The sequence below is a fragment of the Capnocytophaga canis genome (assembly GCF_043187445.1).
Taxonomy (GTDB): Bacteria; Bacteroidota; Bacteroidia; order Flavobacteriales; family Flavobacteriaceae; genus Capnocytophaga; species Capnocytophaga canis.
Window position 1 is genome coordinate 644919 of the sequence record NZ_CP171121.1, and the last position, 25962, is coordinate 670880.

The 25962-nt window shown below is 36.3% G+C and carries 21 protein-coding genes; 10 read left to right on the forward strand and 11 right to left on the reverse strand.

The window, feature by feature from the left end:
* The first annotated feature begins 123 nt into the window (after positions 1-123).
* Positions 124-1026, forward strand: coding sequence for a YitT family protein (locus tag ACF3OB_RS02880; protein ID WP_042344834.1), 903 nt, complete (start codon positions 124-126; stop codon positions 1024-1026).
* A gap of 232 nt (positions 1027-1258) precedes the next feature.
* Here ACF3OB_RS02880 and ACF3OB_RS02885 read toward each other — a convergent pair whose 3' ends face one another.
* Complete coding sequence (locus ACF3OB_RS02885; RefSeq protein ID WP_172917867.1) at positions 1259-1846, reverse strand: riboflavin synthase; 588 nt, start codon at positions 1844-1846, stop codon at positions 1259-1261.
* A 21-nt stretch (positions 1847-1867) separates the two neighbouring features.
* Positions 1868-2344: a hypothetical protein gene (locus tag ACF3OB_RS02890; protein ID WP_042007159.1), complete on the reverse strand. Its 477-nt coding sequence runs from the start codon at positions 2342-2344 to the stop codon at positions 1868-1870.
* Between the two features lie 260 nt (positions 2345-2604).
* Between ACF3OB_RS02890 and ACF3OB_RS02895 the strand changes: the two genes are divergently transcribed.
* From ACF3OB_RS02895 to ACF3OB_RS02905, 3 genes are all read left to right on the forward strand, one after another.
* The gene (locus ACF3OB_RS02895; protein WP_212895855.1) at positions 2605-3168 is read left to right on the forward strand and encodes a phosphoribosylglycinamide formyltransferase; all 564 of its coding nucleotides are present in this window, start codon (positions 2605-2607) and stop codon (positions 3166-3168) included.
* Positions 3169-3420: 252 nt separating this feature from the next.
* A complete protein-coding gene (locus ACF3OB_RS02900; protein WP_042007163.1) occupies positions 3421-4389 on the forward strand; it encodes a glycoside hydrolase family 130 protein in 969 nt (322 codons plus the stop codon).
* 445 nt (positions 4390-4834) lie between these two features.
* Positions 4835-5275, forward strand: a complete 441-nt coding sequence (locus ACF3OB_RS02905; protein ID WP_095912474.1) for a hypothetical protein — start codon at positions 4835-4837, stop codon at positions 5273-5275.
* A 203-nt stretch (positions 5276-5478) separates the two neighbouring features.
* Here the strand turns inward: ACF3OB_RS02905 and ACF3OB_RS02910 are convergent, their stop codons facing one another.
* The 5 genes from ACF3OB_RS02910 to ACF3OB_RS02930 form a co-directional block, all read right to left on the reverse strand.
* Positions 5479-6603, reverse strand: a complete 1125-nt coding sequence (locus ACF3OB_RS02910; RefSeq protein ID WP_095912473.1) for a peptidylprolyl isomerase — start codon at positions 6601-6603, stop codon at positions 5479-5481.
* Between the two features lie 16 nt (positions 6604-6619).
* Positions 6620-7210 carry a gliding motility-associated peptidyl-prolyl isomerase GldI gene (gene gldI / locus ACF3OB_RS02915; protein ID WP_095894198.1) on the reverse strand — a complete coding sequence of 197 codons (591 nt, stop codon included), beginning with the start codon at positions 7208-7210 and terminating at the stop codon, positions 6620-6622.
* Positions 7211-7222: 12 nt separating this feature from the next.
* Positions 7223-8230, reverse strand: a complete 1008-nt coding sequence (locus ACF3OB_RS02920; RefSeq protein ID WP_172917869.1) for a bifunctional oligoribonuclease/PAP phosphatase NrnA — start codon at positions 8228-8230, stop codon at positions 7223-7225.
* Positions 8231-8433: 203 nt separating this feature from the next.
* Positions 8434-9657 (reverse strand): Gfo/Idh/MocA family protein, encoded by a 1224-nt coding sequence (locus ACF3OB_RS02925; RefSeq protein WP_042007174.1) that lies wholly within the window; start codon positions 9655-9657, stop codon positions 8434-8436.
* 20 nt (positions 9658-9677) lie between these two features.
* Positions 9678-11531, reverse strand: coding sequence for a DNA topoisomerase IV subunit B (locus ACF3OB_RS02930; protein WP_392448268.1), 1854 nt, complete (start codon positions 11529-11531; stop codon positions 9678-9680).
* A 198-nt stretch (positions 11532-11729) separates the two neighbouring features.
* Here ACF3OB_RS02930 and dnaE point away from each other — a divergent pair, with 198 nt between their 5' ends.
* Positions 11730-16205: a DNA polymerase III subunit alpha gene (gene dnaE / locus ACF3OB_RS02935; RefSeq protein WP_392448270.1), complete on the forward strand. Its 4476-nt coding sequence runs from the start codon at positions 11730-11732 to the stop codon at positions 16203-16205.
* 249 nt (positions 16206-16454) lie between these two features.
* Positions 16455-16718: a hypothetical protein gene (locus tag ACF3OB_RS02940; RefSeq protein ID WP_172917871.1), complete on the forward strand. Its 264-nt coding sequence runs from the start codon at positions 16455-16457 to the stop codon at positions 16716-16718.
* A gap of 203 nt (positions 16719-16921) precedes the next feature.
* Here ACF3OB_RS02940 and serS read toward each other — a convergent pair whose 3' ends face one another.
* Positions 16922-18190: a serine--tRNA ligase gene (gene serS, locus ACF3OB_RS02945; protein ID WP_042009947.1), complete on the reverse strand. Its 1269-nt coding sequence runs from the start codon at positions 18188-18190 to the stop codon at positions 16922-16924.
* Between the two features lie 153 nt (positions 18191-18343).
* Here serS and ACF3OB_RS02950 point away from each other — a divergent pair, with 153 nt between their 5' ends.
* Entirely contained in the window at positions 18344-18562 is a 219-nt protein-coding gene (locus ACF3OB_RS02950) for a heavy-metal-associated domain-containing protein (RefSeq protein WP_042009945.1), read from the forward strand.
* 84 nt (positions 18563-18646) lie between these two features.
* Here the strand turns inward: ACF3OB_RS02950 and ACF3OB_RS02955 are convergent, their stop codons facing one another.
* Positions 18647-20776 (reverse strand): suppressor of fused domain protein, encoded by a 2130-nt coding sequence (locus ACF3OB_RS02955; RefSeq protein ID WP_392448272.1) that lies wholly within the window; start codon positions 20774-20776, stop codon positions 18647-18649.
* Positions 20777-20918: 142 nt separating this feature from the next.
* Here ACF3OB_RS02955 and ACF3OB_RS02960 point away from each other — a divergent pair, with 142 nt between their 5' ends.
* The 3 genes from ACF3OB_RS02960 to kdsB all read left to right on the forward strand — a co-directional run bounded on the left by ACF3OB_RS02960 (position 20919) and on the right by kdsB (position 23868).
* The gene (locus ACF3OB_RS02960; RefSeq protein ID WP_172917205.1) at positions 20919-22100 is read left to right on the forward strand and encodes a MalY/PatB family protein; all 1182 of its coding nucleotides are present in this window, start codon (positions 20919-20921) and stop codon (positions 22098-22100) included.
* A 214-nt stretch (positions 22101-22314) separates the two neighbouring features.
* Positions 22315-23058 carry a porin family protein gene (locus ACF3OB_RS02965; RefSeq protein WP_042009937.1) on the forward strand — a complete coding sequence of 248 codons (744 nt, stop codon included), beginning with the start codon at positions 22315-22317 and terminating at the stop codon, positions 23056-23058.
* Between the two features lie 75 nt (positions 23059-23133).
* Complete coding sequence (kdsB, locus tag ACF3OB_RS02970; RefSeq protein ID WP_042344157.1) at positions 23134-23868, forward strand: 3-deoxy-manno-octulosonate cytidylyltransferase; 735 nt, start codon at positions 23134-23136, stop codon at positions 23866-23868.
* Positions 23869-23950: 82 nt separating this feature from the next.
* Here the strand turns inward: kdsB and ACF3OB_RS02975 are convergent, their stop codons facing one another.
* The gene (locus ACF3OB_RS02975; protein WP_042009932.1) at positions 23951-24430 is read right to left on the reverse strand and encodes a DUF2271 domain-containing protein; all 480 of its coding nucleotides are present in this window, start codon (positions 24428-24430) and stop codon (positions 23951-23953) included.
* A gap of 6 nt (positions 24431-24436) precedes the next feature.
* On the reverse strand, positions 24437-25915 hold the full coding sequence (locus ACF3OB_RS02980; protein WP_392448275.1) for an ankyrin repeat domain-containing protein: 1479 nt from the start codon (positions 25913-25915) through the stop codon (positions 24437-24439).
* Positions 25916-25962: the final 47 nt, after the last annotated feature.

Sequence of the window (25962 nt, forward strand, 5' to 3'; positions counted from 1 at the left end):
GACCACTATCCGAAGTATGCACGAAATCGAAAAATGAAAAGAAAATAATTTCTGAAAAACATCGTACAAATCAAAAAATATTCAATAATTTTGCGGACAAATTTCGTAATCGCTTTTAATAAAATGACTGCTAAAAGTAAAACTATCAAGTATCTAAAATCTTTCTACGTCAAAGATTATTTGATTATCGTCTTAGGCCTTACAATTTTCACGTTGGGAATCACAGGTTTCATACTCCCAAACAAAATCGTAACGGGTGGTTTATCAGGAGTTTCGGCTATGATTAAGTACGCAACGGGTATCGAAATGTGGATAACTAACTTGGTCATCAATACGGTTCTACTGGCAATTGCTTTCAAGGCCGTTAGTAAACAATATGTTTTAAGAACACTTATTGCCGTGGGGATTCTTTCCTTGATGCTTAGTTTTGGAGAGACCTACTTACAACCTTATTTTACAGCACATCCGCCAGTAGGCGAACCTTTTCTTTCGGCCATTGTAGGAGGTTTATTCTGTGGAACAGGGTTGGGATTATGCTTTTCAGTTAATGGAAGTACTGGAGGTACAGACATTATCGGAGCTTTGGTTACGAAATACTTCAATATTCGATTAGCGAGAATACTGCTAATAGTGGATATTTCAATTGTAATTTCATCCTATTTCATTCTGGGAGGCGATAGCAAAGCATTAGAGAGAACCATCTACGGATTGATTCTACTACCACTGATGTGGCAAATGGTAGAAATGGTGATCAACGGAGCCAGACAGTCAGTTCAACTATTCATATTTTCAAAACATTACGAAGAAATAGCTAACCACATTAACTCCGAAATCAAACGCGGATGTACGATAGTAGATGGTATTGGATGGTATTCCAAAACACCGATGAAGGTTATCATCGTGATTGCCCGACGCACCGAATCTACTTCGATTTTCCGTTTGGTAGGAAGTATCGACCCTGAGGCTTTCATTACAAAATCAAACGTTATGGGAGTTTATGGAAAAGGATTCGACAAATTGAAATAAAAATAGTTAGAAAGAGTATCTACTAAATATTAGATTTTCTAATTCACTGATTTATAAATAATTACCTATTATAAATTTTGAATAAAATCCTGATTTTCTCAGTAGGTGTTTAAATGTAATTACTCCTAATAGTAACGTTGAATACAAATAAAAGCAAAACAGACCTTTCCGCAGGTCTGTTTTGTTTTAGATTTTGGTAAAAAGAAAATACCTTTGAACTGAGGTTCAATATTTACGCCCGATTCATCAATTTAGCGACATATTTTCCGATGACATCGAACTCTAAGTTTACAATACTACCGATTTGAAGTTCTTTGAAAGTTGTGTGCTGTAATGTAAAGGGGATAATTGACACACTAAACTGATTTTCAATAGAATTTACAACAGTAAGACTTACGCCATCAACGGTGATTGATCCCTTTTCTATAGTAACATTTCCATTTTCGGACGAATAAGAAAAAGTGAAACGAGTGCTTCCATTTTCATCTTTAATACCAATACATTTGCCCGTTTGGTCAACGTGACCTTGCACAATATGTCCATCCAATCGAGCGTTGAGTAACATCCCACGTTCCAAATTCACCATGTCGCCTACTCGTAATTGACCTATGTTGGTTTTATTTAAAGTCTCCTGAATTGCTGTCACCTTATAGGTATCTCCTTGAATATCAACTACTGTTAAACATACGCCATTATGCGATACGCTCTGATCAATTTTTAATTCAGAGGTAAAGCGACTCTTTACATAGAGATGTAGGTTTGACTGTTCTTGCTCTATGTGGGTGATGGTTCCTAAATCTTCAATAATTCCTGTAAACATAACATTCTCATTTTAAAGACTCTACATATTGTTCAAAATCATTTGTAATTCGATTACAGATTTCTCAATACGCTTTACAATTTTGGAATCGGTAATGTCGCGCCTGAGTTCTGGTTGTTGAAACCAAGTGGTGTCAATTCCTGCCCGACAATGACTAATCTCCAACTGTCTGTTAATCTCAACAATAAAAAAATATTCTGAAGGAAAATAAGCATCTTTCACATCAAAAAACACGATAGATTTAGGCAAATAGAAGTCGCCATATTCGTGAGTTTGATGGATGCGGTCGTTATTCCAAACAACTGCATATTTGAATCCTTTTTCATTGCGTTTCCAAGGCAAAATGGATGTCTTTTGTGGCAATTCAAAAATGTGCATTCCGTCATCAGGAATGAACGTAGTTTTTGATAGTATGTAATCAAAAAGGGGTAATGTAATTTTTTCGTTTTTGAAAGGTTTACCATTGATTTTCCTATCTCTGTAATATACCCTTGGCATGATAAAATTCGATGTTTTAATGATTGGGCAAAGATAGGTAATATCTTTCGATTTTTGGAACGCTTTTCTTTTTTGTTAATATCTTTTTTTTGCATACCTTTGAGGCGGAAAATACAGTCCAAAAATCCTTTTTAACACAATTAATCGCAGCTAATTACCATTAAATGAGCTTAAATTTGAATCGAATTGCGTTTATAAATTGTAAGTAATCCGCCTTAAAATAGTTAAAACAGGATATTGAAAAAACACACACCTTTTATATGAAAAAAATCATCATTTTCGCTTCAGGTTCAGGAAGCAATGCTGAACAAATCACAGCTTATTTCAATGAAAAAAACACAGCAAAAGTGAGTTTAATACTATCTAACAACTTGAATGCTGGAGTATTGAATCGTGCTAAACGGTTAAAAATCCCTTCTTTGGTATTTGACCGTCAAGCATTTTACCATACGAATGTGGTGTTGGACATTTTGAAAAATGAAGCCCCTGACATCATTGTTCTGGCTGGTTTTTTATGGAAATTCCCTGAACATATCATCTCAGAATTTCCCGATAAAGTCGTAAACATACACCCGTCCTTATTACCGAAATACGGAGGCAAAGGAATGTACGGAAACTTTGTGCATCAGGCAGTTATCGACCATAAAGAAACGGAAAGTGGCATCACGATTCACTATGTAAATGAACATTATGACGAGGGAGCTATCATCTTTCAGGCAAAAACGGAAGTCCATACAGATGATACGGCAGAAACTTTGGCTCAAAAAATACATCTATTGGAATATGAATATTTTCCAAAAATCGTTGAGCAGTTATTGAAGTAAGGTTGTATTATAAAAAGTATGATGGTAGTTTTGATTGTCAGGCTGAGCGTAGTCGAAGCCTCGTAATTACAGGGCTTCGACTACGCTCAGCCTGACAGAAATATCCACTTTATTAAAAGTATCATACTTTTTACAACACTTCCTGAAGTAAAATAAAAACTCTGTGAGTTTCACGATGTATCAAAATCATAGGGTTTTGGTAAATTCAAAAGTAAGATAACGTAAAAAAATATAAACAATATAAAACAAATTATGAGTAATACAATCCCTTGGCAGGAACGTCCTGCTGGTTCTACTGACGTAATGTGGCGTTACAGTGAAAATCCAATTATCAATCGCTATGACATTCCAACATCGAACAGTATTTTTAACAGTGCCGTAGTTCCGTTCAAGGACGGATTTGCGGGTGTGTTTCGTTGTGATAACAAAGCTGTGCAAATGAACATTTTTGCAGGTTTCAGTAAAGACGGCATTCACTGGAAAATCAATCACGAACCTATTGAAATGAAAGCAGGAAACACAGATTTTCTACACTCCGAATACAAATACGACCCACGAGTAACTTTCATTGAAGATCGGTATTGGGTAACATGGTGCAATGGACATCACGGTCCAACAATTGGAATCGCCTACACTTTTGATTTCCAAGAATTTTTCATGTGTGAAAACGCTTTTTTACCATTTAACCGAAATGGTGTGCTGTTCCCTGAGAAAATCAATGGTAAGTACGCCATGCTGAGCCGTCCGAGCGACAATGGACACACTCCTTTTGGAGATATTTACATTAGCTACAGTCCTGATATGAAGTATTGGGGAGAACATCGTTGTGTGATGAAAGTATCTCCTTTTGTGGACAGTGCGTGGCAATGCACCAAAATTGGGGCAGGAGCTGTCCCTATTAAAACTTCTGAAGGTTGGTTGATGTTCTACCATGGAGTTATTAACACTTGCAATGGATTTCGCTACTCTATGGGGGCTGCGTTACTAGATTTGGAAAATCCGAGTGTGGTGAAATACAGAACAAAACCCTATTTATTGGCTCCTGCAACACTTTATGAAACTACAGGCGATGTGCCAAACGTGGTATTTCCTTGTGCCGCTTTGCATTCTCTTGAAGAAGATAAAGTTGCTGTGTACTACGGTGCAGCCGATACTGTGGTGGGAGTAGCTTTTGGTCGTATTTCCGAGATTATCAAATTTACGAAAGAAAATAGTCTATAGCAAAGAAATCGAAATATTTAATATTCAAAAAGAAGCTATCCGAAAAATTAAATTTTAGCGATTTACCAAAAAAAATAATACACTAAAAATCAATAGTTTATTTTTAAAATTTCGCTAAAAACAGACTTTTTCAGATAGCTTCTTCTTTTTTTATTTAGTTAATATTTGTTAACATTGTTTTTTTTTAATTTTTATTTCTACATTTGTGATGTACCACAATTATTCCCAAATATTTTCAAAAATAACAAAACTATACGTCCGAAAACTTAGCTGAATTACGAAATGTATTTTTCTCTACGTTTTCAGCAATCAAGTAAAAAAGGAATCGTCTATTCATCGTTTTTGTAAGATATTTTCACAAGGAAACTATAAATTACTAGAAAATGGACAATATATAGACATATTTTGAGCCTGATATAAATTCTTTAACACAAATAGCACTATTATGAAACATCTTTTTTACAGTTTATTTTTAATTTTGACAGTGTCGTGTAGCAAAAGTGACACAAGTGACTACGCTACAGAGTCCTCTGAAAGGGGAATTATTGGGAAATGGCGTTTGGTAGAAGTACATTCCAGTGATGGTACGCCTCAAGTGAATAAAGTTGATGTTAGTTCCGAAAATTACGTTGTAGTTTTCGATGCAAACGGAAATGTGGAATCTGTTGATTTTCCTTGCGTAGGGAAATATAACTTTGATTCTAATGCTTCAGGAAATTTAGGCAATAACCTTGTAGTAACATTCGATAAATGCAAATCAAACAAGAGTTTTTCGTATTCTATCAATGGATTGGCAAATGCGCGAATTTCGGATTATAATTACTTAATCCTAAACGTTGCAAACTGTGATGAACCTTGCACAAGAGTTTACAGAAGATTGAAATAATCCGATTTTGAAATCGATTTCACTGAGATAAAAATTCTCGAATTGATTGAGCCTCATACAGGATTTGCCTCATTGAACAAATTCGAAACATTAGTAATTATCACAGTAAATTCAAATATTATTTGGTATTAAATAGGATTTAAAAACAGAAAAGGCTGTCCGATAGTTTTAGGACAGCCTTTTGTTTTATTTTTACTTGTTGTTTACTTTGCAATACCGCTAATTTCGATATCAAAAATCAAATCACTATTGGGAGGAATGACACCTGGAGCTCCTGCTTCGCCATACGCCAAAGCCGAAGGAATAAACACACGTACTTTGTCTCCTACGTTCATCGTAAGCATAGCTTCTCTGAAACCTGGAATCAATCCAGCTGAGGTGTTGTAAGGCACCGGAAAAGGCTCATAACCTTTACCTCTTTCACGAGCAGGGTCATATTTTTGATATGCTTCTTCCACTGATTTAATATTGGAATCGAATAAAGTTCCATCAGTTAAATAACCTGCATAGCTAACCAAAACTTGTTCTGTGTTTTTAGGCTTTACCCCTTCTCCTTTTTTCAAACTAAAAACCTGAATACCTGAAGGATATTTCTTAGCTTCTGATTTTTGCTGAGCGATTTCAGTCAAGAATTGTGTTTTTAAAGCCTGTAAAGCTGCTTCTTTTTCTTTAGCTCTTTTTTCTAATGAAGAAAAATATTCCTCAATTGTGGCCTTTGCATCAAATTTTTTAGCATCTTTCCCATTGCGAATGAAAGTTATTTTATTGATTTTAACATCTTCTTTAGGTCTATCAGCCTGATGCGTTGGAACACTTGCGATAGTGTCTATCACCTCAAAACCTTGAACAGTTTCTCCAAAGACAGTGTGACGGCCGTCCAAATGTGGAGTTGGTACTTCGGTAATAAAAAACTGACTTCCATTAGTAGCTGGACCTGCATTTGCCATGGAAAGAATACCTTTTTTATCATGTTTTAAATGCTCAACAAACTCATCTTCAAAACGATATCCTGGGTCTCCCATACCTGTCCCTGTTGGATCTCCTCCTTGTAACATGAAATTTTTGATAACACGATGGAAAATCGTTCCGTTATAGTAAGGTTTATTTTTGTATTCCGCTTTTACAAAGCTGTTTGTTCCTTCTGCTAAACTCACGAAATTTGCTACCGTAACAGGAGTTTGGTCATAATGTAGTTTTATAACAATATCTCCCTTACTTGTTTGAATATTAGCAAATAACCCATCACCCAATTTGGAATTTTTCTGTGATTTACAACTGAAAAATGCCAAACTTGTAAAAAACAAAGTAATTAATTTCATTGTTTGCATATAATATAATTTTAAATTAATGTTCTGTATTTTTTGGAACTATTGTTTGATTTTGCTCCATTTTTTCTTTAGCCTTTTCGATTTTGAACACCTGAATTTTGGCTATAACAGGCTGATTACTTTCTATTTTATTTTTATCTCCTCGATAGCCATACGCGGTCTCAGAAGGGAAGAAAAACACTCCACTCTCTCCCTCTTTCAAAATCTTTAGAGCGGAACGTAACCCGAAAAAAAGCTCCTCTTTCTCAACATGATACGTGTATTCACCATCCTCTTTTTCTTGATAAATTTCGTTTCCTTCAAGATCTGAGATACTGTAATCGTAGGTTACAACATCACCAAATGATGCTGTATAGTCAGATTCTGGATTTTGATTGGTATAATAAAATTTAAAGCCGTGTTGTGAATCAACATAGGTGTTTAGCGTATCTTTTTTGATTATAGAATCAATGATAGCCTCTTCCGCTTGGAGCAACAATTTGTTTTTCTTTGCCGATTCTTTCAAAAAAGTGTTGGTCGTTTTCACGGATATGGGTCTTCGAGCTTGTTTTTCGCCACAAGACACTAAAAATACAACACATATTAAGGATACATAAATGTTACGCATAAATCTGGATTATTAATAACGCTTTTTGATAATTTCAGGCAACACTTCCTTGAAGAAAGCCACTGCTTCTTCAATACTTCCATTGTATTTTCCACCCGCGGCGTTCACATGCCCCCCTCCTTTGAAATATTTTCGAGCAAAAACATTCACATCATATTGGTTTTTCGAGCGAAATGACATCTTTACATAATCTTTTTCTTGAATGAATATTACCGCTAATTTGGTGTCTTTAATGGTTAATCCATAGTTTACGAATCCTTCGGTATCTCCTTTCTGAGCATCGTTTTGTGCTAACTCTTCAGCTGATAAAGTAATGTAAGCAGTGTCATAGTCTTTCAAATAAACCATATTTTTCAATGCTATGCTCAACAATTGCAATTTATTGTAAGAATTAGTGTCGAATACATTGTTATTTATCTGGCTATTATCGGCTCCTTTTTCAATAAGAAATGATGCTTTTTTGAACGTACTACTTGTTGTGGAGGCATATTTGAAATTACCTGTATCAGTCATCATTCCTGTGTAAAGACAGGTCGCAATGGTTTTATTGATAAGGTTTTGATCTCCCATAGCATCAATAAATGAATAGACCATTGAGCAAGTGGAACTTGCCTTAGGGTTGGAAAAAGCAATCTGTGCATAACCATCAGGCTCTTCATGATGGTCAATCATGACAAAGGTAGCTTTGGACGTTTCTAAAAGAGGAGTTAATGTATCCGCTCGTTTCAAAGAATTAAAATCTAATGTGAAAATGAGCTGTGATTTTTTGATTTGCTCCCTAGCTTTTTCGGGTTGATTATCATATATAAGAATAGTTTCCGCATCAGGTAACCATTTCAAATTACTCGGAAAATCATTTGGAGAAACAACTGTCACATCACAATTCTTTAATTTTAAATAGTGATACAACGCCAAACAACTTCCTATAGCATCTCCATCAGGATTTTTATGAGGGATGATACTTATTTTAGATTGCTTTTTAAGCAATAGTTTTGTGGACTCTATATCATGTATATTCATAGGGGACGAATGTACGACAATATTTTTAATTTTCGATATAGTTTATATTTTTTATAACGTTTATTTTGAAAGTAATAGGAGTGTGTTTTGTGTAATCAATGGGTAATTTAAGAGATGGAAAATACTATTTTCTTCTCTGAATTAACATTATAGCCAAATTAGAAACTAACACTTTATTTCCTTACGACCGAAAATGAGGTTTTCTAATGACTTATGGATTTTGTAAAATCTGGAATCTCAACAGGGATATTACCATTTTGTACCGAAAGTTCTGAAAGTTCCGTTATGCACGACCATAAGGCTCCATCGTAAACATTTTGATCCAACGGGAGCCCATTCTTGAGGCAATATACCAAACGATAGTCCATGATGATGTCCATTGGTTTTTGATCAGGAAGCAACTCTCTCAAATATGCTGTTTGCTTCACAAACGGATGTTCATTTTCTTGCATGTATAGCTCCATTTCATGGGTTGACAGCTGTGGCGTAGCTCTTTTATCAAAATATATTTGTGGCGTAGGATATTTCTGTACAAAACCATCAGTGCCACTTAGCAAAAAAATTCGTGAATAAGGACGTGGACTAGTAGCATCGTGTTGCAAAAGAATCGTTTTTCCTAAAGCTGTTTTTATGAGCGTCAAGTTCATGTCGCCTGTATACTGAACTTGTGCTTGTGGAGAATCCTTACCAAAGGTATTTTCAGCGTATCGTTGCATTCCAATAGCCAGTGAAGACATGGACACTAAACGCGTTAAATTATCTCCTCGCAAGATGTTCATCGCTTGGCAAATTGGTGCTATTCCATGTGTTGGATATGGATTTCCATTGTGAGTTTGGCTGTACTTCATTCGCCATTCCCCTCGAAGAGTATCGCGATCATTTTGTTGAAAATTCAAACGACGTAAATCGTGAATATACGCCCCTTCGCCGTGAACAATTTCCCCCAGTAGTCCTTTTTGAATCATCTGTAAGGTCATCAATTCAAAATTGTCATAACAAGTATTTTCAAGCATCATGCAATGTCGCTGAGTGGCTTCGGCTGTTTTTACAATTTTCCAACAATCGTCCACAGTCATGGCTAGAGGAACTTCAATGGCTACGTGTTTGCCTTGTTGCATGGCATAAACAGCCATTTCAGTATGCATCTCCCAAGGAGTAGAAATATACACCAAGTCAAGATTCGGTAGCTGACAAAGTTTTTTCCAATCTTCTTTTCCTGATAAAAAAACAGGAGCAACAGATTGTTTTTCAGTGATTTTTTTTGCTTTTTCGATATATTCGGGATAAATATCGCATATTGCCGAAATATGCACATCCAAGCACATATAACGTTTCAACGCCTCTACACCTCGAATGCCTACACCTATGAATCCGATTGAAAGATTTTCAATAGGAGCTACAGCTAAATTAAAAACACTTTTTGTCATTATTCCCCTTTTTTATATTATTATCGCTCATCCGCCATATCCACCTCTACACGTAAGTTATTGATGATAAACTCCTGTCTGTCAGGGGTATTTTTTCCCATATAAAAATCTAAAAGCTGATCAGTGTGGATGGTTTTATCCATCATTACAGGATCTAAACGAATATCCTCTCCTATGAAATGCTTAAATTCATCTGGAGAAATCTCTCCCAATCCTTTAAAGCGAGTAATTTCAGGTTTTCCTTTGATCTTTTTGATAGCGTTTTGCTTTTCTTCCTCGCTGTAGCAATATATCTTCTGTTGTTTATCTCTAACACGAAACAAAGGGGTTTGCAAAATATACACATGTCCTTCTTTGATAAGTTCGGGAAAAAATTGCAAGAAAAACGTTATTAAAAGCAAACGAATATGCATTCCATCCACATCAGCATCAGTGGCGATGACAATGTTATTATATCGTAAATCGTCGATTGAGTCTTCAATGTTCAAGGCCGCTTGCAGTAGGTTAAACTCTTCATTTTCATACACAATACGTTTGGTCATCCCATAAGTGTTCAACGGTTTTCCTTTCAAGCTAAACACGGCTTGTGTTTCCACATCCCTTGACTTGGTAATTGAGCCCGACGCTGAGTCTCCCTCCGTTATAAATAATGTTGTTTCTAAATTTCGTGAATTCTTTGAATCGGTCAAATGCACACGACAGTCCCGCAATTTTTTGTTGTGCAAACTTGCTTTTTTAGCATATTCCCGTGCCGTTTTTCGAATACCCGCCAACTCTTTGCGTTCACGCTCGGCTTGTTCGATTTTTTTCTTGATTTCTTCGGCTACTTCCAAATTTTTATGCAAAAAATCATCTAAATGCTTGCCTATAAAATCATTGATATATGCTCGAACTGAAGGCATTCCTTCACCCATTTCAGTTGAACCAAGCTTCGTTTTTGTCTGACTTTCAAACACAGGCTCCATAACTTTAATTGAAATGGCTGCAATTACGGACTTACGGATATCTGCTGCTTCATATGATTTGTTATAATAATCACGAAGCGTTTTCACGAAAGCCTCTCGAAATGCTGTTAAATGGGTTCCTCCTTGTGTTGTGTTTTGACCATTGACAAACGAATAATACTCCTCACTATACTGAGTGCGACTGTGAGTTATAGCAACCTCAATATCATCTCCTTTCAGATGGATAATTGGGTATAGAAAGTCCTCTTCATTATTATTATCATTCAATAAATCCTTGAGTCCATTTTCTGAATAAAACTTCTCTCCATTGAAGTGAATCGTCAGTCCTGGATTTAGATATACATAATTTTTGAGCATACGCGTAATATACTCATTCCTAAACTTATAGTTTTTAAAAATACTTTCATCGGGAATAAAAATCACGTTGGTTCCTCGCCGTTTGTTTGATTCCTCCACAGGGGACTCTTCAAGCAATATTCCTTTCTCAAAAATTGCAGATTTTGATTGGTTATCACGTACCGATTCCACTTTGAAATAAGTTGAAAGGGCGTTTACTGCCTTGGTTCCGACCCCATTCAACCCTACGGATTTTTTGAACGCTCGGGAATCATACTTTCCTCCCGTGTTCATTTTTGAAACTACATCCACTACTTTCCCCAACGGAATCCCACGGCCATAATCACGTACATCCACACGGTTATCGCTGATTTTCACTTCTATAGTTTTACCAGCTCCCATGACAAATTCGTCAATACAGTTATCTAAAACCTCTTTTAAGAGAATGTAGATTCCGTCATCGGAAGAGGAACCATCGCCTAATTTTCCGATATACATACCCGGACGCATACGGATATGCTCCCGCCAATCCAACGATTTAATATTGTCTTCCGTATATTGTATATTCTCCATAAGTGACAAAGTATTTCAAAAACTGTGTGCGAAGATACTAAAATTTACATTTGTTCGAAAATTTGAAAATTATTTTTTTTCAAATCTGACACCTCCTTACCCCTACTCCATTCCAAAACTGTGGATAATTTTTTGAATACCCTAACTATTTTTGATTGCTTATTTTGTAACTTTGTAGGCTAAAAACATTCAGACACTATGTACTTAATTTTCGATACGGAAACTACAGGTTTACCTAAACGTTGGGACGCTCCCTTTACAGATACCGACAACTGGCCACGTGCTGTGCAAATTGCATGGCAATTACACGACCGAATGGGAAATCTGGTGGAACATCAAGATTTTTTGATTGCTCCTGATGATTTTAACATTCCGTACGATGCTGAAATAGTTCACGGAATTTCCACAGAACTCGCTCAAAGTAAAGGAGTTCCAATTCAGGTTGTTTTTGAAAAATTCAACGATGCTCTGAAAAAATCTCAGTATGTAGTAGGGCAAAACATAGGCTTTGATATCAACATTATGGGGGCGGAATTTCTACGTTATGGGGTAGAAAGCCCATTGACCACAATGCCTATTTTGGATACGTGTACTGAAATTACTGCCGAACTATGCAAGATCCCTGGAGGACGAGGAGGGCGATTTAAATTACCTACCCTAACAGAATTACACGAATTTTTATTCGGAATCCCCTTTGCTGAAGCCCATAACGCGACGGCCGACGTGGAAGCCACCACACGCTGTTTCTTTGAGTTGATTCGCATCGAGCAAGGATTTTCAAAAGAGTTTATTACGCCAGAGTATGTTTCCGATTTTCAAAAACACAATCCTACTGAAATTCAACCTATTGGGCTTAAACACATCAATTTAAAAGAGGCCTCCGACAAAATCCGTCAATCTCAAAAAACTGAAGGTGGACTTACTGAGCAACAGATAGAAGCCAACATAGCTCTACTCGAAGATGCTCCTTTTGCCCATTTGCACAACCATACGCAATTCTCTGTTTTACAATCTACTACATCCATCTCTGATTTAGTAAAAAAAACCGCTCAAGAGAAAATGCCCGCCGTGGCTTTGACCGATAGCGGAAATATGATGGCTGCTTTTCATTTTGTAAAAGAAGTGGCAGGATATAACAAATCGGCAGAAGCTAAAAACAAACAGGCCATCGAAAATGGCGAACAACCCACTGAAATTACTATAAAACCAATTGTAGGTTGCGAATTTAATGTATGTGAAGACCATTTGGACAAATCACACCAAGATAATGGATATCAAATAGTTATACTCGCAAAAAACAAAAAAGGCTACCATAACTTAGCAAAAATGGCTTCCATAGCCTACACTCAAGGATATTACTATGTACCTCGAATTGATAAGAAAATCGTAGAACAATATAAGAGCGATTTGATGGTACTTTCGGGAGGAATGAACGGAGAGATCTCGTCCAAAGTACTGAATATCGGTCAAAAACAAGCTGAAGATGCTCTTTTGTGGTGGAAAGAACAATTTGGGGAAGATTTTTACATCGAAATCATGCGACATGGTCAGGAAGATGAAAATCGCGTAAACATAACGCTTATCGAACTCGCTAAAAAGCACCATGTAAAGCTCATTGCAACTAATAACACCTTCTATATCAACCAAAAAGATGCAAACGCACACGATATTTTGCTATGTGTAAAAGATAATGAAAAACAGGCAACTCCTATCGGTCGTGGGCGTGGTTATCGGTTTGGGATGCCTAATGAGGAGTATTATTACAAATCGACGGAGGAGATGAAAGCTTTATTTAAAGATTTACCCGAAGCGATTTTAAATATTTCCGAAGTTATCAGCAAGGTGGAACCCTACGGTTTGGGACGAGATGTTCTACTACCTAAATTCGATATTCCTGTTGAATTTACAGTGGAGGACGACCCCGATGGAAAGAAGGGAGAGAACAACTATTTGCGACATCTTACATACGTGGGTGCAGAAAAAAAATACAAACAAGGCATCACCGACGAAATTCGAGAACGCCTTGATTTTGAATTATCTATTATAGAAAAAACCGGATATCCAGGATATTTTCTTATTGTACAGGACTTCATTGCTGCTGCTCGGAATATGGGAGTATCGGTAGGGCCAGGACGTGGCTCGGCAGCAGGTTCTGCTGTAGCTTACTGCTTAGGAATTACCAACATGGATCCAATTGAATACGACCTCCTCTTTGAGCGTTTTCTGAATCCTGACCGTGTGAGTATGCCTGATATTGATATTGATTTTGAAGATTCGGGTCGCCAACTTGTAATTGACTATGTAATAAATAAATACGGGGCAAACCAAGTAGCTCGAATCATCACCTACGGAACGATGGCCGCTAAATCATCTATCAAAGATACGGCTCGTGTTTTAGCTGTTCCCATTGAAGAATCAAACCGATTGGCTGGTTTAGTACCCGATAAAATGCCTTCGCTCAAAAAGATTTTCAATGCCGATGATAAAACCTTGAAAGAAAAAATACGCTCCGAAGACTTCCCTAAGGTCAACGAACTTAAACAGTTGTTAGAAGGCGATGATTTGAGTAGCCAAACCATCCAACAGGCAAGAGTTTTAGAAGGTTCGGTACGTAATACGGGGGTTCATGCTTGTGGAGTTATCATCACCCCAGATGATATTACTAATTTTGTACCAATTTCATTAGCAAAAGATTCGGATTTATTCGTTACCCAATTCGATAACTCGGTAGTAGAGAGTGCAGGACTTCTGAAAATGGACTTTTTGGGGCTTAGTACACTCACCCTTATCAAAGATACAGTGGAAATCATTAAATTACGTCAAGGAATTGACCTTGATCCTGAGGAGTTTCCACTGGACGATAAAAAAACTTATGAACTTTTCCAACGAGGTGAAACCGTCGGTATTTTTCAATACGAGTCCCTTGGAATGCAAAAATACATGAAGGAGTTGAAGCCTACTGTTTTCGCTGATCTCATTGCGATGAATGCTCTCTATCGACCTGGCCCGTTGGAGTATATCCCGAGTTTCATTCGCCGAAAACATGGTACGGAACCTATTGTGTATGACCTTGAAGCTATGGAGGAATACCTTAAAGAAACGTACGGAATCACAGTGTATCAAGAGCAGGTAATGCTCCTTTCTCAGAAATTAGCAGGATTTACCAAAGGTGATGCAGACACTCTGCGTAAGGCAATGGGTAAAAAACAGAAGGACGTACTGGACAAGATGAAACCTAAATTCATCAGTCAGGCTGCCGAAAGAGGACATGACCCCGAAAAGTTAGAAAAAATTTGGAGAGATTGGGAAGCCTTTGCAAGTTACGCCTTTAACAAATCACATTCCACATGTTACGCTTGGATTGGCTATCAAACAGCTTTTTTGAAAGCTAACTACCCCGCAGAATTTATGGCGGCCGTACTATCCAATAACATGAATGATATCAAGCAAGTTACTTTCTTTTTAGAAGAATGCAAACGAATGGGAATCAAAGTTTTAAGCCCTGATGTAAACGAATCTTTCTATAAATTTACGGTAAACAAAAACGGAGATATTCGCTTTGGGTTAGGAGCTATTAAAGGAGTAGGAAGAAATGCCGTAGACACCATAGTGGAACATCGTAAAGAAGGAATGTACACATCTATTTTTGATGTAGCAAAACGCGTTGATTATAAAAATATCAATAAAAAAGCCTTTGAGAATATTGCACTTGCAGGAGGTTTTGATTCATTTACGAAAGTACATCGAGCTCAATACTTTCACGCCGAAGCTGATGGAATTCCTTTTTTGGAAAAAGCAATCCGTTTTGGAAGTAAGTACCAAGAAAGTAAGAATTCTGCTCAGATGAGTCTATTCGGAGGCAGTAGCGAAGTAGATGTCCCTGAACCCATAGTTCCCAACTGCGAAACATGGGGTAATTTGGAGCAACTACGCCGTGAAAAGGAAGTTATCGGGATTTATATTTCGGGGCACCCTTTGGATGAATTTAAACACGTTATTCGGCAATATTGCAACTTATCACTAAATCAACTATCTGATTTAAAACCTTTTGTAAACAGAGAAGTAAATGTTGCTGGAATGATTACGGACGTGAAACACAACACTGCTAAAAACGGAAAAGGTTGGGCTTCATTCATCATGGAAGACTATGATGGTGCGTATGAATTTCGTTTATTCAACGAAGATTATTTAAAATTCCGTAACTATTTGATCCCGTCGACATTTCTGTTTTGCAAATTCAAAGTAGAAGAAGGCTGGGTTAAAAAAGATACCAACGAACGGGGTGAACCACGCATAAAATTCATGGAAATGATTATGATGCAAGATGTTCTACAAAAGATGACAAAAAAAGTAGCTTTCGAATTTGGCGTAAATGATATTTCGGAACATACAGTTCATTTTTTTAAAGAGAATATAGCAAAATTTTCAGGAAACTGCCCTGTCATCTACAGGATAAAATCTGCCGAAGAAAAAATATCCATTAGCATGGACAATCCAAATCAAGGTGTACATATTTCGAACGATTTTTTAGATGCCTTAGACAAGGAAAAAATACGCTATCTACTAAACGAACGAGAACCTAAAAAACTCATCGACACCAAAGAAGATTCTAAAACGGTAGAAACTGAAGAGGAGGAAGAGATTCATGAATCATTAGTTGATGATAATGATTAAAGCGATAAAAAACATAACGAAACTTGTAAGAAAACAACCCTCAGTAGAATACCAGAAAGTAAAATGATTGTACTTATTAAGCATTATATAATTCTAATATGGGAAAAAAAATAACACACTAAATCCGTAAAACAAAGTAAAAAAGCTGGTATGGTGTCTCGTCCTGAAAAAAAATGATACAGGATTGAACAAATAAAAGGTTGTATCGTAATCCTTTAACTCACTCTGGTTTTACACACCCTTGCTATAATGCAAATACAGACATCAAAAAAACTTACTTGGGCTCCTAAGGCAGATGAACGCGAACGTATTGATTTGATTTATTACAAAGGAAAAGGAATTAAAGTATTAGAAGCCAAACTTTTTGGAACGGATAGTTCTGTTTGTCGGTCAAAGCCTATTAAAGATGATTTTCAGGATACAATTATAAAACCTTTGGGGATATATCCCAGCGACCATAAAGGAGTTTGGATGAAGTTCAAAATCACCCCTTCAAAAAAATCAAGAAGATAAAAAAAGTCATTATACTGTTTAGTAACAAAGGATTAAATCTTTAAAAGTTGAGGCAAACACACAAAATTTAAAATAATTTTCTGTGCTCAGCATATCTACAAAGACTAATAGTAGTTTGTCATAAATTCAATACCTCAATTAGCATATTTATTTCAGCTAATTGAGGTACCTACTAACTATGAAAACTAAACCTATCTTCTTGACTATATTTTATCAAATCCTGTGTATTTTCTTAACACTTCTGGGATAACTATACCATCTTCAGTTTGGTAATTTTCTAAAATTCCAGCCAATACTCGTGGCAAGGCCAAAGAACTTCCATTGAGGGTATGAGCCAATTTATTTTTGCCATCAGTATCTTTATACCGCAATTTTAATCGGTTGGATTGGAAGGTTTCAAAATTAGATACAGAACTGATTTCCAACCATTTTTGTTGTGCTGTGGAATACACCTCAAAATCATACGTCAATGCTGATGTGAAGCCCAAATCACCACCACAAAGACGTAAAATACGATATGGCAACTTCAATTCATTTAAAATTGATTTAACGTGTTCCACCATCATATCCAAGGCTTTATAGGAATTATCAGGGTGTTCTACACGCACAATTTCCACTTTATCGAACTGATGTAAACGATTCAATCCACGAACATGAGCTCCATAACTTCCTGCCTCGCGGCGGAAACAAGGCGTATAAGCTGTACAACATATAGGCAACTCATTTTCAGATACTAACACATCTCTGAAAAAATTTGTGACAGGCACTTCTGCCGTAGGGATAAGATACAAATCATCTAAACCAACGTGATACATCTGTCCTTCTTTATCAGGCAACTGCCCTGTACCGTATCCCGATGCTTCGTTCACCACATGAGGTACTTGAAACTCTTGGTAACCTGCTTCAGTATTCTTATCTAAGAAATAGGTAATCAACGCACGTTGCAGTTTTGCTCCCTTACCCTTATAGACTGGAAAACCAGCTCCAGTAATTTTCACACCCAATTCAAAGTCTATAATATCGTACTTTTTTGCTAATTCCCAATGTGGCAAAGCTTTATCTCCTAAGTTAGGTACTTCTCCCGCTTGAAAAACTACTTCATTATCAGTATCTGACACTCCAAAGGGCACCAGCTCATTTGGTATATTCGGAATGCGGTACAACAATACATTAAGATTTTCAGAAATTTCATTCAAAGCGTCCGATAAAGTTTTAGATTTATCTTTAAGTTCACCTGTTTTGGCTTTTAGTTCATTCGCTTTTTGGGTGTCTCCTGATTTGAATAAAATTCCGATTTCTTTTGAAATATTATTTGATTCTGCTAATACCTTATCTAATTCGGCTTGGGTTGCACGTCTTTTCTCATCTAAATTGATGATGTCATCAACTAAATGTAAGTCTTTGAAATTTCGCTTTTTAAGTCCGTTTAAAACAACGTCTTTGTTCTCCCTAACAAACGTAAGTTGTAACATATTTCGTATACTTTATATTTTAGATTATTGAACTCACAAAAATACAATAATATTTCACAAAGACAAAGAATAACCTCATTTTTCTAAAAAAATTAAGTCTTATGATTTATTAATCGAAAATCATTTCTAAATTTGCGTATTAAAATATTTGAAATGGAAAACAAAGAATTACAATTCAAAACAAATCTTAATTGCGGAGGATGTGTATCAAAAGTACAGAATGAGTTAGATAACGCTTTAGGGAAAGACCAATGGAGCGTTGATACTGATAATCCTGATAAAATTCTACGTGTGAACAGCGATGTTTCTGCTGAAAAGATTATTGAAATCGTAAAAAGTAAAGGATTTAACATTGAATTTTTGGAGTCATAATCCAAAAAAACATTGTTTTTTCACTGACAGACTTTTTTAGAGCGTTGATGTTTCCTGTTTCGGAAAACATCCAACGCTCTTTCATTAGTCTCCTAAGCATAAATATATCACAGGAGTAATATCATCCTCGTAACCTTCAATTTCAAAACCTTCAAAGAAGATATTGTCGCCAAGTTCTTTGTTTTGCAAACAGTTGTGGATATTCCAAAGCAGTTCCAATGCACCAAAAGAATTATTATCTCCTGATTGAAGTTCTGCAATGATTTCCGCTTGATAAAAACCGTTTTGCTCGTTGTACTGATTAAAAATATTGTCAATCGGCTCAACGAATTCCTCAAATGGTAATAAATCTTTCTCGCTTCTAACCCATGCCTCGTAAATAACTTTCACTTTAGATGTTTTGAACAGGGTTGTAAAGGGGTTAAAATAATCTAAATCTTGTTCGATGTACTCGTTATAAGCCCGAACATCATCCCAAAATTGCATCAGCCCCACGTAATTGATTTTATTGAATGCCCATGCTACGCCATCCAAGGCAGCATGATTTTCAGATGGGACAAAATTTTCGCATACGTTCAATCGATTTACATCTACCACTGGAGGATAAGGAATTGCTTTCGCTTCGAATCGTTCAATGAGAGCTTCTGCCATATTTTGCAATTTATAAAGCATCTCTTCCTCATAGAGCGGTACTAAAGTGAAGAATTGAACTTGGCGTCCAGTAGGAAGTGTTACTAAGGCATTACTACGGTCTTTAGTTTCGCTTCCTATGAGCATCAAACAAGTGAACGGAGTATCAGGCAAAGGTTCTCCTGTTGGAATAGTATGCCACCAATCTAAAAAAGTTTGTTGTTCAATAGGTAGCTGTGCTAAGGTTTTGAGCCATCTGATCGGCCAAAAATCTTTTTCATCATTTCCGTAAACATTCCAATCGGGAGGAAGGTTAATCATTAATTCGGCATTAGTACTCCCTTCATGATCTTGGGGAACGAGCATATCAAAGGCTCCCATTCCTCCTGTTATTAGGGTGTAGTAATTCCGTTCAGGCGTAGGCTTGATGATGTAAATATCACAGCGAATGTCAGATGAAATAAGTTCAGGGAATACATCATCAATTTGACCTATGTTTTCAGAAATATAATTCTTTAAAGTATCTAACTCATCTTCAGTGTAATAAACAGCAGAAAAGTCATCTGTGGTAGTAAACATTAGGGAATTGAATTTCTCATCATAGACAACAAATCCTTCTTCAATATTTTTAGTAGTGGTATAGAGCCACGACCAAATGTTGGGACTAACAGAATCTACGTAATAACTTTGGAGCTTATCCGAAAGGGAAACACTGATCAGCTGCCCAAAGTCTTCTTCATTGATGCTATCAAAATCAAAACACAAATATTCTTCGTTTCCTTGCTCATTATGTTGCATCAAAAACGGAATCCAACGTTGGCTAAACAATTGATTTTTGATAATGTCGTCATCAAAAAAATCATCGGACGAAAATGTTAAATCTTGCCAATTTTTCCCATAGTTGTTTACAACAAATGAGAGCCATCGCTTTTGTAGTTCTTCTACTTCTTGAATGGAAATAAAACGTTGTGCATTATTAAGGAAAAAAACATTGTTATCCGTTTGTCCATCAAAAGTTTTATAAAAATAACGTACGTCCTCAGGCAAATTAATGCCCATTCTTTGCTCAAAAGCATCCAATGTTGTATCTGAAGCTCCTTTGCCAAGTACAGAAACTAAAGCAGGTGCTTTTTCTTGAATAAGTGCTATGAACTTTTCGAACAGAAATTCAAATTTCAAAGCTCCTTGTGGAGCAACTTCAGTGGGTTTCAATCCTTTTTGTTCAGCAATTTTGAGAAATTCCAGTAAATCTTTTCCATTACCCTCAGAGGCATGTGAAAGATGTTCTTTCGCTTTCTCTATATTATCTAAAAAGAAATAGGCATAGCCAATGCGATAGTGCCATATTTGGGAAGGTATATCGTCTTTGACGTAGTTAAAGACACTCACAGCCTTTTGCAAGTAAGCACGATTCTCTTCAGAGGGCATCAGCCAATAAAAATTATTGTACGCACGGCCTAATTCACTTAAAACTTGCGATGTTTTTTGTTGTACAGGAAGGTTTTCAATAAATTCAATAATGGCGGATACTTTGTTGTCTTTATCCCACTTTTCTATCTTTGCTAAGATTTGTTTTTCAGTCATAAAAGTTATTTTACCAGAAAAATATATTCTAAGCGACAAAAGTAAATCAAAAAGATAGAACCCGAAAATATTTCAAATAAAACTATTGTGGTATTTTATAAAAGTAGTATCTTTGGCTCTTATAATATGATTTGATATAACCATGGAATATAATTTTGACGAAATCAACGACCGCAGTAAGAGCGATGCTCTCAAATTAGAAGCACTTCAACCACGTTGGGGAAGAACGGATTTATTAGCAATGTGGATTGCTGATATGGATTTTAAAACACCTCCTTTTATAGTGAACGCTTTGAAAAAACGGATGGAATGCGAAATTTTTGGATATACGGCTAAACCACAACAATGGTATGACGCTATTATCAATTGGCAACAAAAACGTTTTGGTTGGAATATCAGTCAAGAGATGATTTCTTTCACCCCGGGGGTTGTACCTGCCCTAGCAATGGTTGTACAGGCTTTTACGGAAAAAGGTGACAAAGTCTTGATTCAACAGCCTGTGTACTATCCATTTTCATTGGTAGTGGAGAACAACAGCAGAGTTTTGGTAAACAGTCCTTTGGAACTGATTGACGGTCAATACCAGATCAATTTTGATAGATTGGAAAAAGATATCAAAGGATGTAAGGTATTTCTATTCTGTCATCCTCACAATCCAGGAGGTCGAGTTTGGCGACGTGATGAGCTGGAACGTGTAGCAGACATTTGCCATAGAAACAATGTGGTACTGGTATCCGATGAAATTCATGCTGATTTAACTTTACCTCCGCATAAACATATCCCATTAGGTAGCGTAAGTGATCAAGCTCGTCAAATGAGTATTACGTTCGCATCACCCAGCAAGGCTTTCAATATGGCAGGATTTACAACCTCCTATGCCGTAATTCAAAATCCTGAATTGCGAGAGAAATTCCAAAGCTATGTAGAAGGAAACATGCTCGGCGACGGAAACGTATTTGCTTATCAAACGGTAATCGCTGCTTACACAGAAGGAGAGGAATGGTTAAACAAGCTATTGAAATATATTCAGAAAAACATTGACTTTGTAGTGGACTATGTGGAAAAGAACATTCCAAAAGTGAAATGTATCGTTCCAGAGGCTTCCTATCTGGTGTTTTTAGACTTCCGAGGGTTGGAAATCTGTCAAGAGAGTTTAGTTCATCTGTGTGTTGATGGAGCTAAATTGGCATTAAACGACGGAGCTATGTACGGCAAAGAAGGTGAAGGATTCATGCGTATTAATTTAGCTTGTCCTCAAAGCATTATTGCTCAAGCACTTCATCAGTTGAAAGATGCTATTGAAAAACAAGAAGAATGTGTTTAAAAAGTAGATCCACAATAATGTTCCACCTGATGTAAATTCCCTTGAGGGTGGAACGCTTTTTCTTGCTATCGTATGAAAATTTTGCACAATTTTCCTATTAGGAATAAGGTTAAGTTAATGGTAATTAAATTAATCCTTAGCTAAATTTTTACCCAGACTCCTTTTTTGAGAAAAGAAAAAATTTGTGTGAAGCCTAATGATTAATGTTTATAGAATGATAAAAAGTAAGATTTACACCTTTGTTCTGTTTTGTTTGTTGCCCTTGTGTAGTTACGCACAGGAAGATGAGGATGACGGAATGATTCAAAGTCCTTCCAAAGTGGATAAAAAAAATAGAGACTATGGAGTGAAATATTTGGAAGACCAATTTTATTTGGGACTAACATACAATATTCTAAGCTCAAAAGCATCAAGAGTAGTCCAACACGGTCTTTCCCATGGCATTCATACGGGTATCATGCGTGACATCCCGCTAAACGAACGTCGCAACGTAGGAATCGCCGTAGGGATGGGGTATGCCTATGATCTGGTATATAGTAACATTGTCGTTTTCAGCGAAAATGGTGTGCGAACCTATCAAATTCCCGACGGGATCAAGTCCTTGAATTTGAACAAAAATAACTTTTCATTACACACATTAGAGATTCCTCTGGAGTTCCGATGGCGAACCTCAACAGCGGAAGATCATAAGTTCTGGCGAATTTACACAGGAATGAAATTTGGTTATGTCCTAAAATCCAAAAGTTTTTACGAGCATAACGAGTTGAGTACTTCCTTCTCTAATCTCGAATTAAAAGGAAAATTTCACACAAAACTCTACGCTGCATTAGGCTACAACGCCGTAAACTTTTACGTGCAATACAGCTTGACTCCCCTGTTCAAAAATGTCAACACCATTGAAGGGACTTCCTTGAAAGCTAATATCCTTCAATTAGGAGTGATGTTCTATATTTTGTAAAAAGGTAAATTTAGAAAAGAATTTCACCTTTTAAAATTCAGTAAGAAAGTCTTAAATTAAGAAAATACACCTAATATGAAAATAATAGCCATGATACCAGCTCGTTACGGAGCAACACGTTTTCCAGGTAAACTCATGAAAGACTTGGGAGGAAAACCTGTAATTGTTCAAACTTTTGAAGCTGTACGTGCCACACAACTCTTTGAAGATGTGTACGTGGTAACCGACGATGACCGCATTGAACAGGCTATTATTGAAGTTGGTGGCAAAGTCATTCGTAGTAAAAGAGAATATCAGAGCGGAAGTGACCGATTAGCTGAGGCTTGTGAGTCTATGAATGTAGATGTAGTGGTAAACATTCAAGGAGACGAACCATTTACAGCTAAAAAAAACTTAGAGATGCTCATTGAGATTTTTAAAAAAGACACTGACAATCAAGTTGATGTAGCTACTTTAATGGAAGAGTTATATGATTTTGAAGATATAAAAAATCCAAACAACGTGAAGGTAGTTACAAACAACTCGGGAGATGCTCTCTATTTTTCGAGAGCTTGTATTCCTTTTCCTCGCGATGAAAAATCGTTAGGTAACTATTTTAAACATATTGGAATTTACGCATATCGCAAACCTGCATTGATACAATTTTCTCAATTGGAAGAATCAATGTTAGAAACTACAGAAAAATTAGAACAGCTCCGTTATTTAGAAAATGGATTTAAAATTCGTGTAGCCAAAACAGATATCCCTACCATTGGCATCGATACAGAAAGCGACTTGGAAAAAGCTCGAAAAATTTGGAATAGTTTATAAAAACAGAGAAGAAATATTAAATGAAGAAAGGTTACTTAACAGAATGTCAAGTAACCTTTTTTCAAGAAATTAACTATGGAATTTAATTGGGCATCATTCGTACGTAACGGATGTATCCCTTGCCTTCAACCTTGCTTTTCAAACTCTGCGAAGTAAGTTCAAACTCTACATCAGTAGCGTAATATTTTTGGTCTTCCACCGCAGTTTCAAAACGGATTTTGTAGCCTTTATCAATTTTATCATCCTCTATTTCAATCACTTTCACAGCTCGTTGTCCTCCACTAATAGTTTCTCCCGTGATAGCATCGATGGTCTCTCGTTTTCCATAGAACTTCCACCACTCCGGTAAATCACTATACCACTCTGGATCATCACCCAACACCTGCAAAGTCTTTTCATATTTACCCTCGGGATTCAACAAAGAAACCACAATATAAGCCCCTTCTCCATCGTAATTCGTAAGTTGAATCATACATTTATATTTAGAACTTGGTTGCTGTTTTGTGAATGAAAAAGTCACTAATACAAGTGCTAAAATCCCAATTAACTGTTTGATTTTCATAGTAAATTATTTTAAAAAATTAATATTCAATCCATTTAAGGCCTCATTTTCTTGTGCCAAATCATAAGCCGATTCACCAAAATCTGTGGTTACGGTTTTATCAGCCCCTTTTTCAAGTAAAAAGTTAATTATGTCCAAATTTTTAGCCGTCATAATAGCTTGATGCAATGGAGTAAGCCCTTCTTCATTTTTAGTATCAACGCTCACACTTGCTGAACTCGCCTTTTGTAACAAATCTAAATTCCCTTTCTGAACAGCTAAATGATAGATCGTATTACCATTAGCCTGAAGTTGAGCCATGTCCAATCCTTTTTCAAGCAAAATATCCCATTTTTTATTAAAATCTTCTTGGTTACGTGGACTATAGCCATCCACCAAATAGTAAACTAAGGAATTTCCTTTATCATCTTTCACATTCACATCAGCTCCCTTACCAATTAAAAAATCAACTACTTCAGCTGAATTTCGGTGAACAGCTAACGTCAAAGCTGACTGTTTATGATTGTTAACGGCATTGATATTTTGCGTTTTATCCGCCAAGAGGGTAACAATGGGGAGTACATTCGAAGAGGAAGCATTCATCAACGGACTTTGACCAGAAGCGTTTGTTTGATTCACATCATTTCCTTTTTCGATAAAATATGACAATACCCCTACATCTCTATGTCTGAACGAAAGTATGAATAGAGGTGTTAAACCTTCTTTATCTTTTTGATTTGGATTAATACCTAAACTTTCAACATACTTGAAAAAAGATATATCGTTTGATTTACCTCGTCCTCCTTCAGCAGCTGCAAAAGCTATGTTTTGTCCCTTTTTATTAACAGCCTTTACATCTATTTTCTTCTTAATCAGCTGATTGATAATATCTTGATTACCATAACGAGCCGCATAAAAAATAGAATTATCACCTTTATTATCAACATCTTTCAATGACAAACCTTTTTTGATAAAATAATCAACCTCTTTCAAATCTTTAAGGTGTGGAATCAGCAAGAGCAAAGCTGTGGCCCCATTTTCGTTTCTATCCTTAACATTGGCTCCATATTTTATAAGCATCTCGTAAAATTCAATGGATTTGTTTCCTCTGACAGCTGAAAACAAAAGTGGTGAATACAGATGAGAATCACGAACATCCGTTTTAGCTCCTTTGTCAAGCAAATATTTAGCTACATCCAAACGATTTTGGAATGCTGCCCAAAAAATGTAAGTACGCTTGTCATGAGTTAGTTTATCAACTTCATTGCCTTTGAGCGAAAGTAAATAAACGATAGTCTCAAACGAGGCTCCGTTATTTATAGCCAATGAAGTCGCATCATAAGCTCTTTCATTTAGAGCTACAGGGTCATTACCTTCAGCAATTTTTTGCTTTACCTGTTCCACTGAGGGCTTTGATTTCCAAAAATCCGCACTAAAAAAAACATTATTCTGTGCTGATATACAAGTTGTTATAAACACAAATAAAGATACAAGTTTTTTCTTCATATTAATTCTAATTAAAAACAATTGTGCAAATATAGCTATTTAGATTT